General features: G+C 55.6%; 13 protein-coding genes and 1 pseudogene. 12 read left to right on the top strand and 2 right to left on the bottom strand.

All coding sequences use genetic code 11. The features are described 5' to 3' along the window. Positions 1-28: 28 nt before the first annotated feature. A complete protein-coding gene (locus tag C5F70_RS28940; protein WP_104904430.1) occupies positions 29-994 on the bottom strand; it encodes an ABC transporter substrate-binding protein in 966 nt (321 codons plus the stop codon). Between the two features lie 239 nt (positions 995-1,233). On the opposite strand from C5F70_RS28940, the gene C5F70_RS28935 reads away from it, so the two are divergent. The 3 genes from C5F70_RS28935 to C5F70_RS28925 are packed head-to-tail and all read left to right on the top strand — an operon-like array spanning position 1,234 to position 4,277. Further along, positions 1,234-2,652: a PLP-dependent aminotransferase family protein gene (locus C5F70_RS28935; protein ID WP_104904429.1), complete on the top strand. Its 1,419-nt coding sequence runs from the start codon at positions 1,234-1,236 to the stop codon at positions 2,650-2,652. Positions 2,653-2,656: 4 nt separating this feature from the next. Then, positions 2,657-3,901: an FAD-binding oxidoreductase gene (locus tag C5F70_RS28930; protein ID WP_104904428.1), complete on the top strand. Its 1,245-nt coding sequence runs from the start codon at positions 2,657-2,659 to the stop codon at positions 3,899-3,901. Positions 3,902-3,926: 25 nt separating this feature from the next. Further along, entirely contained in the window at positions 3,927-4,277 is a 351-nt protein-coding gene (locus C5F70_RS28925) for a RidA family protein (RefSeq protein WP_104904427.1), read from the top strand. Positions 4,278-4,996: 719 nt separating this feature from the next. On the opposite strand, the gene C5F70_RS28915 is transcribed toward C5F70_RS28925, so the two are convergent. After that, on the bottom strand, positions 4,997-6,964 hold the full coding sequence (locus C5F70_RS28915; protein WP_017847356.1) for a sigma-54-dependent Fis family transcriptional regulator: 1,968 nt from the start codon (positions 6,962-6,964) through the stop codon (positions 4,997-4,999). A gap of 446 nt (positions 6,965-7,410) precedes the next feature. Here C5F70_RS28915 and C5F70_RS31310 point away from each other — a divergent pair. The 9 genes and pseudogenes from C5F70_RS31310 to C5F70_RS28880 form a co-directional block, all read left to right on the top strand. After that, positions 7,411-8,822, top strand: a pseudogene (locus C5F70_RS31310) (hydantoinase/oxoprolinase family protein); the annotation flags it as partial. After that, the gene (locus C5F70_RS31305) at positions 8,820-9,497 is read left to right on the top strand and encodes a hypothetical protein (protein ID WP_371920081.1); all 678 of its coding nucleotides are present in this window, start codon (positions 8,820-8,822) and stop codon (positions 9,495-9,497) included. The pseudogene C5F70_RS31310 and the gene C5F70_RS31305, both read left to right, overlap by 3 nt. 37 nt (positions 9,498-9,534) lie before the next feature. After that, positions 9,535-11,853: a hydantoinase B/oxoprolinase family protein gene (locus tag C5F70_RS28905; protein WP_104904425.1), complete on the top strand. Its 2,319-nt coding sequence runs from the start codon at positions 9,535-9,537 to the stop codon at positions 11,851-11,853. A 75-nt stretch (positions 11,854-11,928) separates the two neighbouring features. Then, positions 11,929-12,429: an acetone carboxylase subunit gamma gene (locus C5F70_RS28900; RefSeq protein WP_017847353.1), complete on the top strand. Its 501-nt coding sequence runs from the start codon at positions 11,929-11,931 to the stop codon at positions 12,427-12,429. 109 nt (positions 12,430-12,538) lie between these two features. Then, the gene (secB, locus tag C5F70_RS28895) at positions 12,539-12,991 is read left to right on the top strand and encodes a protein-export chaperone SecB (protein WP_104904424.1); all 453 of its coding nucleotides are present in this window, start codon (positions 12,539-12,541) and stop codon (positions 12,989-12,991) included. A 167-nt stretch (positions 12,992-13,158) separates the two neighbouring features. Beyond that, complete coding sequence (locus tag C5F70_RS30720) at positions 13,159-13,296, top strand: hypothetical protein (protein ID WP_158683897.1); 138 nt, start codon at positions 13,159-13,161, stop codon at positions 13,294-13,296. A gap of 286 nt (positions 13,297-13,582) precedes the next feature. Then, positions 13,583-14,158 carry a LysR family transcriptional regulator gene (locus tag C5F70_RS28890; protein WP_158683896.1) on the top strand — a complete coding sequence of 192 codons (576 nt, stop codon included), beginning with the start codon at positions 13,583-13,585 and terminating at the stop codon, positions 14,156-14,158. Continuing rightward, positions 14,116-14,898, top strand: coding sequence for a class I SAM-dependent methyltransferase (locus tag C5F70_RS28885; RefSeq protein WP_104904422.1), 783 nt, complete (start codon positions 14,116-14,118; stop codon positions 14,896-14,898). The genes C5F70_RS28890 and C5F70_RS28885 overlap by 43 nt, the downstream gene beginning before the upstream one ends. A 25-nt stretch (positions 14,899-14,923) precedes the next feature. Continuing rightward, on the top strand, positions 14,924-15,526 hold the full coding sequence (locus tag C5F70_RS28880) for a gamma carbonic anhydrase family protein (protein ID WP_104904421.1): 603 nt from the start codon (positions 14,924-14,926) through the stop codon (positions 15,524-15,526). The last annotated feature ends 122 nt before the right edge of the window (positions 15,527-15,648 follow it).

The following is a 15,648-nucleotide window of genomic DNA, read 5'->3' as shown; positions in this document are numbered from 1 at the left end:
GATGAGGCCGGTGTTAAAGCAGCGCTGTTCAGGCAAAGGCTTGGCTAAAGTCGCGAGGTTCGTGCTTGAACGGTCCTATAACATTGCCTTTCTCATCTCGGTCTACACCGAGTCGACCATCTTTGGCCATCGGCACAAGGTAGTCGTCATTCTTGATGCCGTATTTGGCAAGAATAGGCTTGATCTGATTAGTAGACTTCACCCAGCGAAGACCTTGGTTTACGGCATCGAACAGGTCCTGGTTTTGCGGATGAATGCCCCAGATCGCCTCGAACTTGCCGGTCAAGGCTGGGTATTTTTCATCGAAAACGATAGGTACTTGCTTGAGCTTCAGGCTTGGGTCCTGAAGGATCATGTAGTCGATGGTTGGGGCGTCCAGCACAGCAAAGTCAAGGCGCCCGGCCCGGACATCACGAAGACAAGCATCAGTGCCGTCATACAACTTGACCTCTTTCACACCCGGTACTTTTTTCATGTCCGGGATCGAGAAGTAACCGGTATAGCTACCGATGGTACGGCCCTTCAGATCAGCCACGGCCATTGACGTAGTGAAAGGCTCCTCATCACGCATCAGCAGGTAGGCGCTCGTGTAGAAAACCGAGTCAGTCAGCAGCAAAATTTTCGACCGCATGGGGTTCCAGGCAAAGTTACCGCCGAACCAATCTGCACGACCAGAACGAACGGCCTCAACAACCGCAGGGAAGCCCATAGTCTGAACATCCAGCTTCAGCTCTAGTCGGTCAGCAATAACCTTAAGCAATTCAAGGTCAGTACCAATAGGAACCCCATCACGCACAGCGCCCAGGGGCATTTCCCCGAGACACGCGGCGGTCAGATAACCAGGGCGAATGGTCTTGATTGGCTCACCGGCAGCGAACACTTTGGACATGGGGCCCAAGGCGCCCAATGCGACGGCGGCCATAGAGCCATAGCCGGTGGCCTTAAGAAAACCGCGCCTGGAGAAGCCCTGCGTAACAAATTTTGAGTCAGACATAGATCACCTACTAAAAATGATGAGCTCGGCAGAGTGGGTTCGATTGTTACGGTGGTCTCGATCCAGGCTGGACGTAGCAGCCGATCTTTGTGTTCGCAACCATGACAAGCATTACAATATCCACCTTAAAGAGAGTTTTTTTGCTTGTCAACGGTCGTTTTATCGGATAAAAATCATTAAAACTTAGGTAATTGTCTCGCTTGTTGCATTACAAGCATGACAATCAGGGAAAACACACCGTGAATGCATCTAACCAATTGCTAGATGACCTGAAAGCCAGCGCCGCTTTGCAGCGCGGTAACAGTGAGACGCTATATATGCAGCTTGCAGACGCTTTGGCGGACGCTATCGAGAGCGGCAAGGTGCAGCCGGGAGACCGCTTACCGCCGCACAGGGACTTCGCAAGCGTGCTTGGATTGAACATCACCACCGTGACCCGAGCCATGGCGGTACTTCAGCAGAAAGGACTGGTGCAGAGCCGGCCTGGTCGCGGAACCCAGGTATCACTTCCTCGCCATCCCGCAGCTCAATTCCAATCCGCGCCGAGCAATGACCCGGACACCATCGATCTGAGTGTCAACCGCCCCGCGACAATAGGATTCAATCGAGTTTTGGCAGCGCTACTGCCTCGACTCCACGCAGACCCGCGCTTCATCGACATGAAGGATTACCATCCTTCAGAAGGCCCCCTGTGGGCCCGCGAGGCTGCTGCCCAGTGGTTATGTCATACCGGCGTACCCGCAGAAGCATCACGAATGCTGATCGTCGAAGGCGCCCAGCATGGGATCGCGAACACCCTTAGAAGCCTGACGAATGCAGGCGATGTGGTGCTGGCCGATAGCGTGACCTATCAGGGTATTAACGCCCTGTGTCGGTCACTTGGTCTGGTTCTAATTGGCGTCGACGCTGATGCCAGGGGCATGTCACCAGAGGCCCTGAAAATCGCATGCGACGAATATGATCCGCGCCTTGTTTTTTTGGTCCCTTCAATTCAAAACCCAACAGCCATTACGTTGGACCTGGAGCGCAGGGAAGCACTCGCAGCGGTGATTCGAGAGACCAACCTTCTGGTGATCGAGGACGACGTATATCGCCCTTTGCTGGATAGCTCTCCACCTCCATTTGTGAGCCTGCTGCCTGATAGGACAATCTATATTTCCGCTCTATCAAAATGCATCGCGCCAGGGCTGCGGATGGGGTTTGTTCTTGCACCGCCGCAGTTGGTTCAGGACATATCGACGATGCAACGAATCGATTGCTGGAGCACATCTCCGTTGACATCGCTCATCGCAGCAAAATTGATCGAAGAAGGTCACGCGGAACAACTGGTTACCGAGCAAAAAGAAGAGCTACGCGAACGGCAGTCATTGCTCGCAGAGCATCTGGATGGCCTGGAATTTCAGAACAGCCCCACAGGCACCCATGCATGGCTCATTTTGCCTGAACCGTGGATTGGCTCACGCTTTGCGCTCCTGTGCCAGGAACGAGGGGTGATCTTGCTTGCAGGAGGAGCATTCACCCTGAGGTCCGAGCTTTCACCTCAAGCGGTGCGGATCAATATCTCGGCAGCCCTTTCCCGAGAGCACCTCGTTAAAGCTTTGAAGGTGATCAGCCAGCTCGCCCGGCAGGGTCACCTCTACATGCACAACCGGATCTGAACAGATGACACTGTCTATCAAAGGTGATGTGGCCGTCATTGGGGCCGGAATCGTTGGTGTTTCAACCGCCTTGTGGCTTCGACGCCAGGGCTACAAGGTTTTACTGATCGAACGCGACTCCATCGCCTCGGGCGCTTCGTTTGGTAATGCGGGAACGTTGGCGCCTTATGGCGTGATGCCTATCGCTCAACCTTCGATACTGACATCACTGCCGTCACTATTGTTTTCATCCGAATCACCTTTCGTAATCAACTGGGCGCGGCTACCTAAGCTGATGCCATGGTTGCTTAGGTTTCTGAACGAATGCAGAAACTCTCGATTCGAGGCGAACTCAAAAGCTTTGCATCAGATTCTCCAGCACGTTTACACCGGTTATGCGCCACTCCTGGACAAATGCCCGGAAGCGAATCGTCGTCTGAGCCACAACGGATGCCTTTATAGCTACGGCACGGATGCTGGTTTTGCAGGAGCCCAGCAAGCCATTGAATGGCGCCGTGCCTTGGGAATTCCTCAGCAAGTACTCACTGCTTCAGAAGTCGATCAAATGGAGCCTGCACTGGGAGGCAAGTCTGTCGCAGGCCTAATGTTCCCAGACTCATCCCACATGAACGATCCCAAAGCGTTCATTGAGGCACTCGCAGCTCCTCTGGTCGCCGATGGCTCACTCATCAAAGCCACAATCACGGGAATAAAGTCGGGGGCAGACGGCGTGACGTTGTCCAGCGCCAGCGGTGAAACCTATAAGACAGACCGAATAGTTGTATGCAGTGGCGCGTGGTCTGCTTTGCTGGCCGCCCAACTGGGTGACCGTGTCCCACTGGATACAGAGCGTGGATATCACATCGAATTTGATATGGATCAGCCACTGCTCAGCAGACCCTGCTGCCCTGTCGAGAACGCATTTTATATGACACCGATGGAGGGCCGCCTGAGAGTCGCGGGTACTGTAGAACTAGGCTCAATCAACGACCCTGCGAACCCCAAAAGATTTGACTACCTGGAGCGCCACGCACGTCGGGTTATGGGCATCACAGCACCGGTGGCACGCCAATGGATTGGTTACCGCCCATCCCTTCCAGATTCCCTGCCGGTGATTGGGCCTTCGCCAAATGATCCCCGAGTGATTTATGCATTTGGCCATCAGCACCTTGGGTTAACTCTGGCAGGTGCAACTGGCGAGCTGGTTGCTCAATGCATTGCAGGAAAGGCTCCCGACTGGCTAGAGCATTTCTCGGTCAGCAGATTTTAACGATACATTCCATAGGAGAATTTTGATGAGCACCATCACGCGCCAACATACCAACAAGCGAATGAGCCAGATCGTGACGCATGGCGATACCGTGTATTTGGCAGGCCAGGTAGGCGATGAGCACGAATCAGTAGCGGACCAGACTCGTACAGCATTGTCTCGCGTCGATGCACTGTTAAAAGAAGCAGGCTCCTCGCGTGAGCACCTGCTGCAAGTGACCATTTGGTTGGCTGACATGGCTGACTTTGAAGCGATGAACGAAGTTTGGGACGCTTGGGTGCCCGACGGACATGCACCGGCACGAGCATGTGGCGAGGCAAAGCTGGCTAACTCGCGACTGCTGGTCGAACTGCTTGTCAGCGCCGCTAAAGCCTAAAACAAGGCAAAAACCGTAATCGTGCGAAAACGTCATTTTTTCACGCGGCTACGTGAAATCCGAATCCAGCACCCTCTGCTCAAAACAGGGATTTCAATCTCAGACGTGTACTTTTCTGTCATGAAAACCGAGACCGACTTTTTCAACAGAATCGGCCGGTTTCTGCCTGCTATCCCGAAAGCGGTAAATATGTCACTGCTTATCATGAACGCCAAGAAATGTTGCCAGATGGAACTTAACCGGCCGAGGGGAGGGTAAAGGGAGGTATTCCAATCAAAATTGAAAACAAACATTAACCATAATAATCAAGAGTATAAAAAACCGATTCAGATTACCCCAGCACTCATTTGCATCGCTCTTGACCAGGCGCTTGCATTCGACCTGACCAACGATTGCAACGGACTTGACCAGCACGCTTAGTAACCATGATCGGCAGAGAGCTGTTCATTGCTGCCGGTAACGACAGGCAGAAATTGGCCCATAGCGATCATTTTTTAACACCGGCCATGCCGCTACTCCGCAAACATCCGCGGAGCGGAAAGGCAGTGTCTTCGTGAGCCAACACATCGAGGGGAATCTGCGGAGTAGACGAAAATATGCACTTTCAAGCCTATCCGATTTTACTTTCGGCATAGCGGTGGGGCTCCTCACTTCCGGTAGCCGAGGGCCATTCGGGTCGGAGTGATTTATTTTTATTCACTCCGCCCTCCCCTAATGCGTCAGTCGGGGCGGGGCAGGTCATATTTTTTCAGTTTGCTATAGAGGGTGCTCTTGGCGATATTCAATGCCTTGGCCGCGCGGGTCAGGTTGCCGCCCTGCTCGAGAATGACTTCGGCGATCACCGCTTTCTCGGCCGACTCCAGGGGATGGTCACTGGCTTCCTCAACTCTAGCGGCCGAAGCGCAAAGGGTCACCGGCAAATCGGCGGGGGTCAGTTCGCCGCCATCGCAGAGGAAATAGGCGGCCGTCACCAGGTTGCTCAACTCCCGAATATTGCCGGGCCAGGAGTGGCCTTCGAGCGCGGTCTGTAAATCCAGGCTCAGCCGCTTGGGTACGCCGCCATGCTGTTCGACCAGCCGTGCCAGGATATGCTCGGCCAGCAGGGTCGTGTCCCCCCGTCGTTCTCGCAGGGCAGGCAGGGTCAGGGTCATGGACGAGATGCGGTAGTAGAGGTCCATCCGGAAGCGCCCTGCTGCGACCTCCTCGGTCAGGTCGCGATTGGTGGCGGCGATCAGGCGGAAGTTCACCTTGCGTGGACGGGTTTCACCGACCCGGCAGATTTCCAACTCCTGTAGCACCCGCAGGAACAGGGGTTGCAGGTCCAGGGGCATCTCGCCGATCTCGTCCAGAAACAGGGTTCCCCCATTGGCGGCCTCGATCTTGCCGGTCATCCCGCCACGCCGGGCGCCGGTAAAGGCCCCCTCCACATAGCCAAACAGCTCTCCCGCTAGCAGGTCACGGGACAGGCCGCCGCAATTGAGGGCGATGAAGGCGCCCTCGCAATGGGGGCCGGCCTCGTGCATCGCGTTGGCAAACAGCTCCTTACCGACGCCGGTCTCGCCCTGCAGCAAAATGGGGATGGGCGCTTTGGCCAGGCGTTGCGCCTGCTGTACGGTTTTGAGAAACAGCGGGCTCTGGCCGATCAAGCGAGAAAAGCCAGCATGACGGGGCGTCTCCTGGGTGCGTTTGTCGTCCTTCTCCACGCGCGTAGTGCGCGGTCTGGGAAAGGGGATCACCGCGAAGTAACCGATCGTTTCTCCACGGTGGCGGACCGGCTCGATCCATTCTCGCGCTAACCGCGGCAGAATCAGTTCCACCCGTGGCGCCAGACGCCCCTCCCCGTTCAGGGAGAGGACGGGACTATAGGGGGTAAGGTCCAGCTTGATGCCGTGCGCCGCCAGCACACGCTCCGCGTGCCCATTGCCGCGCACCAGTCGCCCCTCCAGATCCATCAGCAACAGGCCGTCATTGCCAGGGGACGTGAAGCGCCCCAGGGTTTCGCCCAACAGCAGTTCGCGCTTGGACAGCAGCAGGTGAGCCAGTTGCCCTTCGATACGGTGGGCACCGGAGACGGCCAGCGCCAGACAGTAATCGTGCTGGGTGTTCTTGAGCCCGGAGATATTGACTGCGCCGAGCACCTTGTTTTCGAAGGGATCCCTGATGACGGCGGCGGAGCAGGTCCAGTTGCTGATGTTTGCACAGAAATGTTCGTAGGCGTGTACCTGCACCGGAGAGCCGATACGCAGCGCCGTACCTATGGCATTGGTCCCCGCAACACTCTCGGCCCAGTTGGCGCCGGGCACGAGCCGGAATTGATTGGCCAGTTCCAGCGTCTTCGGATCGCCGTGGCTGCGCAGGATCACGCCGGAAGGGGCCACCAGGTGCATGATGGTGCCGGATTGGGCCAAGAGATCGTGGGCATCACGCATGATGGTTTCCGAGGCACAGATCAGCTCCTGGTGAGCGGCCCGGATCTTCTCCAATTGCGCACTCTTGAGGTCGATGGCCTGTTTGGCCACCAGGGGGTTCACCTCTTTAGAGACACAACGTTGCCACGAGGCTTTGATCACCGAGCGGACGGTTTCGTCGGGAAGGGTGCCGATGCTCAGTAACCGTTCCCGCGCATCGGCGATGCGCCCGGGTTGCTCAACAGCCACCGATCTGCGTAATGGCGGGTTCTGCTTCATGATAGTCACCCCTTTAATTCTATTTATTATTAGAGAAGCTGTTCTTAGCTTGACCCCACCTTGACCTATTTACAATTGTTGGTTCAGGCCAAATCTGCGCCGATGATGCACTCCTTCTTTCTCATCCCAACGCTACTACCTGGAAGAGTTCGATTAGCGGTCGATAGGCGACCGATTTTCGAACGCAATACCATCCACTAAAGTTGGTTTTTTTAAAAAAACGAATGTTTTCTATTGTTTTTGTTGGCTTATTTTTTGTTGGCACAACCGCTGCTATGTATTCAAGCAGTTGTCCAGGCCGGTGGGTTTGGATGACCTCATGTGCCGCTCCTGATCGGGAACGGGCAAACAGCGTCAGCAATCCGCAATAAGAATAATTAGAGGATATAACTTTGAATCAATTAGCGAATCCAGTAGAAGTCCTCGGTATTGATGCCGGTGGCACTATGACTGATACCTTTTTTGTGCGGGCCGACGGGACGTTTGTCGTCGGCAAAGCGCAGAGTAACGCCAACGAATCCCAGGCGGTGCTGGAGTCCAGCAAGGACGCCCTGGCCCATTGGGATAGAACGGTGGAGGATGTTTTCCCCGAAATGGTGACCTGCGTCTTCTCGGGAACCGCCATGCTCAACCGCGTCGTGGGACGCAAGGGGCTGCGTACCGGGCTGATCGTCAGCAAGGGATTTGAAGATTTTCACCGTATGGGGCGCGCCGTCCAGAGCTATCTGGGTTACGCCTTCGAGGATCGCATTCACCTCAATACCCATCGCTATGACGATCCCCTGGTGAGCATCAAGGACACCCGCGGCGTCACCGAACGGATCGACTCCAAGGGCAATGTGGTGATTCCGCTGCGCCTCCACGAGGCCCGGGAGGCCGCGCGGGAACTGATCGAGCAGGGCTGCAAGACGATCGTCATTAGTCTACTGAGCTCCTACCTGAACGGGCATCACGAAAAGGCCGTCCGCGATGTCTGCAAGGAAGTCGCCCGGGAGATGGGGGTCGAGATCCCGGTGTTCGCCTCCGTGGACTACTACCCGATGCGCAAGGAAAGCCATCGCACCAACACCACCATCCTGGAGGCTTACGCGGCCGAACCATCCCGCGCCACCCTGGGGACCATCAGCAACAGCATGAAGGATGTCGGCGGCCAGTTCGACCTGCGGGTCATGGCCAGCCATGGCGGCACCATCAGCTGGAAAGCCAAAGAGCTGGCACGATCCTTAGTATCGGGACCGATCGGCGGCGTGATCGGGGCCAAATTTCTGGGTGAAAAACTTGGCTACGAGAATATCGCCTGTTCCGACATCGGCGGGACCAGCTTCGACATGGCGCTGATCACCAAGAACAATTTCGCCATCCATAAAGACGGGGATATGGCGCGCCTGGTGCTTTCTCTGCCGCTGGTGGCGATGGACTCCATCGGTGCCGGCGCCGGGAGCTTCGTGCGCATCGACCCCCATGCCAATGCCATCAAGCTAGGGCCGGACAGTGCGGGCTATAAGGTCGGTACCTGCTGGCCGGAAGGGGGGCTCGATACCGTCTCCGTGACCGACTGCCACATCATCCTCGGCTATCTGAATCCCGAGAACTTCCTCGGCGGGATCCTGAAACTGGATGTCGAGCGGGCGCGGCGCGAGATTAAGCGTCAGATCGCCGCCCCCTGGGGCTCTCGGTGGAGGACGCTGCCGCCGGGGTCATCGAGCTGCTGGATCTCTCCCTGCGCCAGCATCTGCGCGCCATGATCACCGGCAAGGGCTACAGCCCCTCCGACTTCGTCTGCTTCTCTTACGGCGGCGGCGGTCCCGTGCATGCCTATGGCTATACCAAGGGGCTGGGCTTCAAGGAGACCATCGTGCCCGCTTGGGCGGCCGGCTTCTCCGCCTTCGGCTGTGCGACCGCCGATTTCGAGTATCGCTACGACAAAAGTGTCGATATCGGTATCAACGAGAAGTCCACCACCGAGGATATCACCGCGGCAACTACCACCCTGCAGTCAGCCTGGAACGAACTGCGCATCAAGGTTCTGGAAGAATTCCGGATCAACGGTTTCAAGGACGAGGAGGTCACTCTGACCCCCGGTTACTCCATGCAATACCTGGGGCAGTTGAACGATCTGGAAATCGATTCGCCGGTGGCGGAACTGTCCGGTGCCGAGGACTGGGACGACCTGGTGCAGTCGTTCAACGATACCTACGCGCGGGTTTACGCCGACGCCGCGCGATCGCCGGAATTGGGTTACGGGATCACCGGCGCCATCATGCGTGGCTCCGTGGAAACCAAGAAACCGAATATTCCGGAGGAGCCGGAAGCCGGCCCTACTCCACCTCCTGAATCACGCTTGGGTACCCGGCCCTTCTATTACGAAAAAGAGTGGGTCGACGCCGCTATTTATCATATGGAAAAGCTCAAGCCCGGTAACGAAATAAAAGGTCCTGCGGTCATCGAATCCGATGCCACTACTTACGTTATACCGCCGGGATTCCAGACTTTCCTGGATGTGAACCGTCTGTTCCATCTGATCGAATGCTAACTACCCAATTATAAATATAACAAGTAGAGGACCTCTCATGACTATTCAAGAAACCTATGTCCAGGCGGGAAAACTGCTGGATAGCGGACTAACGCTCAATGATTATCGCAATCTGATTCTGCAACGCACGGAAAAAACCGGGTACTACAACGGCTTGGAACGGCTGGAATTTAAAGAGTCGGACCCCATCGGTTATGAACGGATCTTTTCCAAGCTCCGTGCGGGGTTGGTCAATTCCCGTGAAGTGGCCAAGAAGATTGCGGCATCGCCCATCGTCGAGCAGGAGGGGGAGCTGTGCTTTACCCTCTATAACGTGGCGGGGGACTGTATCGCCACCTCCACGGGAATCATTATTCATGTGGGGACCATGGGCGCCGCCATCAAATACATGATTCAGAATAACTGGGAATCTAACCCCGGAATTAACCCAGGTGACATGTTCACCAACAACGATTGCCAGATCGGCAACGTTCACCCTTGCGATATCGCCACCATCGTACCGATTTTCCATGAAGGTCAGTTGATCGGCTGGGTTGGCGGCGTGACCCACGTCATCGATGTGGGCGCGGTGGGCCCGGGCTCCATGTCCAACGGCCAGGTCCAGCGCTTCGGTGACGGAGTGCAGATCACCTGTCGTAAGACTGGCATCAATGACACACCGCTGCGGGATTGGCTCCACGAGAGCCAGCGCAATGTGCGCACCCCCAAGTATTGGATCCTGGACGAGAAGACCCGTATCGCCGGCTGCCATATGATCCGCGATCTGGTCGAGGAGACGGTCCGTGAAGAGGGTCTCGCCGCCTATACAAAATTTGCCACGGAAGTGATCGAGGATGGCCGGCGCGGGCTCATCAGCCGGATCAAGGCAATGACCATTCCCGGCAAGATCCGCACCGTCGCCTTTGTGGACGTGCCCTATATGCACGAAGATGTGGTCGTTCCGCCCTTCGCCAAGATCGATACAATCATGCATGCCCCTTGCGAAATCACGGTAAAACCCGACGCCACCTGGCGCCTCGATTTCGAGGGCTGCAGCCGCTGGGGCTGGCACACCTACAATGCCAACCCGGTGGCCTTCACCAGCGGCATCTGGGTCATGATGACCCAGTCCCTGGTGCCCACCGAGCGGATCAATGACGGTGCCCGTTACGCCACCGAATTCCGGATGCCCAAAGGCACCTGGACCAATCCGGATGACCGCCGTACCGCCCACGCCGATGCCTGGCACTTCCTGGTCTCTTCCTGGAGTTCCCTGTGGCGCGGCGTGAGCCGGACCTATTTCGGCCGCGGCTATCTGGAGGAGGTCAACGCGGGCAACTCCAACCCCTGCAACTGGCTCCAGGGTGGCGGTATCAACCAGGAAGGCGAGATCCATGCCGTCAACAGCTTCGAAACCGCGGCCTGCGGCACGGGCGCCTGCGCCGTCAAGGATGGCCTGAATCACGCCGCGGCAATCTGGAATCCCGAAGGGGACATGGGCGATATCGAGATTTGGGAACTGGCCGAACCCCTGCTCTATATGGGACGGACCATCAAGACCAATACCGGCGGTTACGGTAAATACCGCGGCGGTCTCGGATTCGAAACCCTGCGCATGGTCTGGGGTTCCGCCGATTGGACCATGTTCTTTATGGGCAACGGCTATATGAACAGCGACTGGGGGCTGATGGGCGGTTATCCGGCCGCGACCGGTTACCGCTTCGAAGCCCATAACACCGGTCTTTTGGATCGCATCAAGGCGGGCAAGTCGCTGCCCCTGGGTAAAGATCGTGACCCCGGCGCCTGCGAATTCGAGAAACACCTCGACGCCGGTGCGCGGGTTAAGCGCGATAAGCAGTGCATCACCACCGAAACGATCTTCGAAAATGGCGATCTCTACCTCAACTACCTGCGTGGCGGTCCGGGCTTCGGTGATCCCTTGGATCGCGATCCGGCGGCGGTCGCCGAAGACCTCAACCAGAACTTCGTGCTGCCGGAATTTGCCCAAAAGGTTTACGGCGTAGTGATCTCCCAGAACAAAGCCGGCGACTGGATAGTAGATGAAAAGAAAACGGCGGCACGCCGGCAGGCGATCCGCCAGGAGCGGATCGCCCGGGGCCAACTGACCCATCAATGGATGGAGCAGGAGCGTCAGAAAATTCTGGATAAGAAGGCATCGGTCCAGGTCCAGCAGATGTTCGCCTCCAGCTTTTATCTGTCAGAGAAGTTCCTCGCCGAATTCAAAACGTTTTGGGATCTGCCGGCCAGCTGGGAATTGAAAGAGGAAGAACTCGATATACCCATGTTTGGCGCCAAACACCATATGGATCTGAGCGAATTACCCGATGTTCACCCCGTGATCATGACCGAACAGTGATTGTCTACGAAGGGGATGCCTGAGCGTCCTCTTCAATGGCATCTCACAATTCAAAAAATAAAAGAGAGACTGATTATGTCAACTTATACCAAAAAACAAGTGTCCGATTTGGTCAAAGGGGATTTGGACTGGGATACTCTGCACCGCATGTTATCTTTGCCCAAGGACAAAGAGCGCTATGCCAATTACGTTGCCGTGTTGCAGGAGCAGGTATCCTGGAATGATAAGATCATCATGCCCTTTGGTCCTCACCTGTTTCTGGCAGAAACCCAGCAAGATAAAAAACTTGTCACCAAATGCTCCTGTGGTCATGAGTATGGCGATTACCAAAAAAACTGGAAGCTCAATGCGCTGATCTACGTGCGTGACAGCAAAGAGAAGATGCAGGAAGTTTATCCCACGCTGATGGCCCCAGACACCAATTGGCAGGTCTATCGTGAATACTATTGCCCAAGTTGTGGAGTGATGCACGATATCGAGGCCCCCACGCCCTGGTATCCGGTCATTCACGACTTCCAGCCGGATCTGAAAGCCTTGTTTGATTGGCTGGATCTGCCCGCCCCCGTGAACGCTTAATCGGCGTCCGCCCTAAGTGATACCCCGGCCGGACTCCGGCCGGAGTATTCCCAAGATTCCTCCCGTTGCAAGCCTGTTTAATAAACTAAAATGCATTATGAGGTGTGACATGTTGGATAAAAATAAAAATACCCACAGCGCCGAACAACCGTTCTTCGCATTACAAAAAATCTATATTAAAAGTTCATCCTTCGAAGCGCCGAATGCGGCGAAGGTTTTCAAGCAGAACTGGAAACCTGAGATCAGCCTGGATTTGAATGTCAGCCACGAATCGATCGGTGATAGCATCTATGAAGTGGTGCTGTCCATATCGGTCACCGCAAAAAACGACGGTATTCTCGCCTTCTTGGTCGAGGTCGACCAGGCCGCACTGTTTGTGATCAAAGGTTTCCCCGAGCAAAAACTGGATGAAGCCCTCAACTCCGCCTGCCCTCTGGTCATGTTTCCTTATATTCGTGAAACCCTCGACACCCTCATGCTGAAGGGGTGTTTCCCGCCGCTGATGCTGGCCCCCGTCAACTTCGATGCGCTCTATACGGAAAAAAATAGAGCCTGTGCTTAGAACGGGAACCAGGTTCGCGGGCTGAGGCCGATACTGAATTCGCCATACGCTTACAGCAATCATGCAGGGTCAGCCGTTCAGCGCACATGAAACCCGCCTGTTCTAGATGTGGCGAATTTCACAGCTGGGTCGCCGGCGGCTGGTCGCGATCGGCGAAGGTTGGGAAAGTGACTCAGAGCCAAATCCTGGTGGTGGTCAGTGGTGATACGCCACTCCCACTGCCGGCTGACGTCCGCGATATTCATCTGCGTTTCGATGACAATATCCGCAAGCGTTGTTCCGTTCAGCCCTCGATGATCTGTTGAGCTGAGGAGACTGATTTATGAATCTACCGCCTGAACGGCTTCCAATTTATAGAGAGAATACAAACTCGACAGTCAATTATAGTTGACGACTTGCGATTTGGTTCAACCGGGGCGAGTTCCCCGCATTAGTCTTCCTGCTTCAATCGATCCGGCTTTTCGGATTACGGCCAGTGTGAAATGTATGTGATGGCAATACTGCCATGAGTACACGGATGTTCATGACCACGCGTTTTTAACGTTATTAACGCTGGTTCACAGGAAGGTTGACACGCTGGATCGCCAACAGTTGGAAGCATTTGCCTGCGTCATAGAACATAAGAGCTCTGAGCGTGCTGCATCGGCCCTTAATATTACCGGCGGCGCTATTTCGCAACGGATCAAGTCGCTGGAAAACTCTCTTTCAACCATTTTAATTATTCGAGAACGGCCCATTCACCCCACGTCGGCAGGCCAGGCTTTACTACAGCACGCCTCGGCCTTGCGTTCGCTTGAACATGATGTTCTTAAGTTGCTCTCGCACAAAAGCAGTATGAGCTCAAAAGTTGCCATTGGCGTACATCCCGACTCACTCAATACATGGTTCGCGCCGTTACTGATCGAACTGATGCGCGCTGAGCAGGTTTGCGTAGAAATCATCTCGGATGATCGATGCTCTAGTTTGAATATCCTCAAACGCGGTGACGTGCAAGGATGTGTATCGGTCGTTGCCGATGCGCTTGATGGCTTTGAAGTTCATCCACTGGCCATAGCGCATGCCTTCGTGAGCTGCTCGGGGTCTCGATCGCGCGATTTCCTTGTCACTATGTGCCGTCATTACCCATGGTTCAGGATGCTGTACTGGCCAGCCTCGGCTACACACTGATGCCTGCGGACATCGCTGCGCCGTTTCTGGAGGACGGACAACTGGTCAATCTGATGCCGCAAAGCAGTTCTACATGCTTACTACGCACAACTCGTCAGGGAATAATCACGACTCAGATTGCGCTTCGTGCCCTTCCCCGTCGGCTGCTGGCACTTGACTGCAATGAAACCAGTATCAAGGAAACGCGCGCGCAGCTCTCCAGCGCGGGGGTCAACGACGCACAGGTTCGTCAATGCAATCGCTATGACGACGCCCTGACCGAACCAGGGCAATACGACTTCAGCTATGCGCGGATGGTATTCCAGCATTTATCCGACCCATTGAGTGCGTTGCGCAACATCCACCGGAGTCTCGCTATCGGTGGACGACTCTGTATTTGCGACATCGACGACCGCTGGTTCGGCGCAGCGCCTCAACCTCCCGAGCTGCAATCTTTCCTGGCCCGTGTTGCACGGGCTCAGGCCGCTCGCGGCGGTGATCGCCATGTGGGCAGCAAGCTGGCAAATTACCTTGAGGAAACCGGCTACAGTGACATCCGCTGCAGCATGTTACTGGTGTCCACGTCGCTGATTGGTGCAACGGCATTTTGTGACCTGGTCTTTGGTTACAAGATGGAAGTGATCCCGCAAGCCGAACTCGAACAGGCTCAGCGTGAAATGGCTGCGATCAAGGAAAGTATCGAGAGCCCAGGCGGCTGGGCGGGGATCGGGGTATTGTTCGTTTCTGGAGAAAAACAGTAACTGAATGGAATCACGGGAGCATTGTATGCCTGACAAAGCCAAACCGAACTCCGCTGTACGCCAGCAAATCGCCGCCACGGCGCGGATTGCATCGAGCGCTATCCTGGAAGGCAATATCTCTATCGGAGCGGGTACCGTTGTAGGTCATGGCGCGGTCCTCGTTGCAGAAGGGGGTACGCTGATGATCGGAGAGAACTGCATCATCATGGAAAATGCGGTAATTCGCAGTACGGCCCATGATGATTGCCATATCGGTAACCATGTGATGGTAGGGCCACACAGTCATTTGAGCGGCTGCAGGATCGACGATGAAGTGTTTGTCGCGACCGGCGCCTCGGTCTTTAACGGTGCTTGCATCGGCAAAGGCGCGGAGGTTCGCATCAATGCTGTGGTGCATATCAGAACCAGGGTAGAAGCCGGCGCGACACTGCCGATTGGCTGGGTCGCCGTGGGCGATCCGGCGCAATACTTTTCCCCTGACCAGCACGAGCAGATCTGGAACGTACAGAAAGAACTGGATTTCCCCCGCTACGTTTTTGGCGTCGACCGCAACAGTGATGGTGTTGTCAGGCAAATGATGGAACGTTACGCACGCTTCCTGCGCAAGCAGCAGGGGGACGATGAATGACGAGTCTGAGCGCAGCAGCGGACTAACAATTATCGATGGCCATAGTCACATTGCTTCGACGCACTTCACTCCCATGAGTTTCCTTGAAGGCGTGGCAGACAATATCGAGGTGAGACTTCGGC

Origin of the sequence: Pseudomonas sp. LH1G9 (assembly GCF_002949975.1) — a bacterium.
Lineage (GTDB): Bacteria > Pseudomonadota > Gammaproteobacteria > Pseudomonadales > Pseudomonadaceae > Aquipseudomonas > Aquipseudomonas veronii.
This window is presented reverse-complemented; position numbering and strand designations above follow the sequence as displayed.

What these genes read in the sequence shown, in the direction of transcription:
- C5F70_RS28940 (WP_104904430.1), bottom strand. Translation starts at nt 994, where the DNA reads ATGTCTGACTCAAAATTTGTTACGCAGGGCTTCTCCAGGCGCGGTTTT.
- C5F70_RS28930 (WP_104904428.1), top strand. Translation starts at nt 2,657, where the DNA reads ATGACACTGTCTATCAAAGGTGATGTGGCCGTCATTGGGGCCGGAATC.
- C5F70_RS28925 (WP_104904427.1), top strand. Translation starts at nt 3,927, where the DNA reads ATGAGCACCATCACGCGCCAACATACCAACAAGCGAATGAGCCAGATC.
- C5F70_RS28915 (WP_017847356.1), bottom strand. Translation starts at nt 6,964, where the DNA reads ATGAAGCAGAACCCGCCATTACGCAGATCGGTGGCTGTTGAGCAACCC.
- C5F70_RS28905 (WP_104904425.1), top strand. Translation starts at nt 9,535, where the DNA reads ATGACTATTCAAGAAACCTATGTCCAGGCGGGAAAACTGCTGGATAGC.
- C5F70_RS28900 (WP_017847353.1), top strand. Translation starts at nt 11,929, where the DNA reads ATGTCAACTTATACCAAAAAACAAGTGTCCGATTTGGTCAAAGGGGAT.
- secB (WP_104904424.1), top strand. Translation starts at nt 12,539, where the DNA reads ATGTTGGATAAAAATAAAAATACCCACAGCGCCGAACAACCGTTCTTC.
- C5F70_RS28885 (WP_104904422.1), top strand. Translation starts at nt 14,116, where the DNA reads ATGGTTCAGGATGCTGTACTGGCCAGCCTCGGCTACACACTGATGCCT.
- C5F70_RS28880 (WP_104904421.1), top strand. Translation starts at nt 14,924, where the DNA reads ATGCCTGACAAAGCCAAACCGAACTCCGCTGTACGCCAGCAAATCGCC.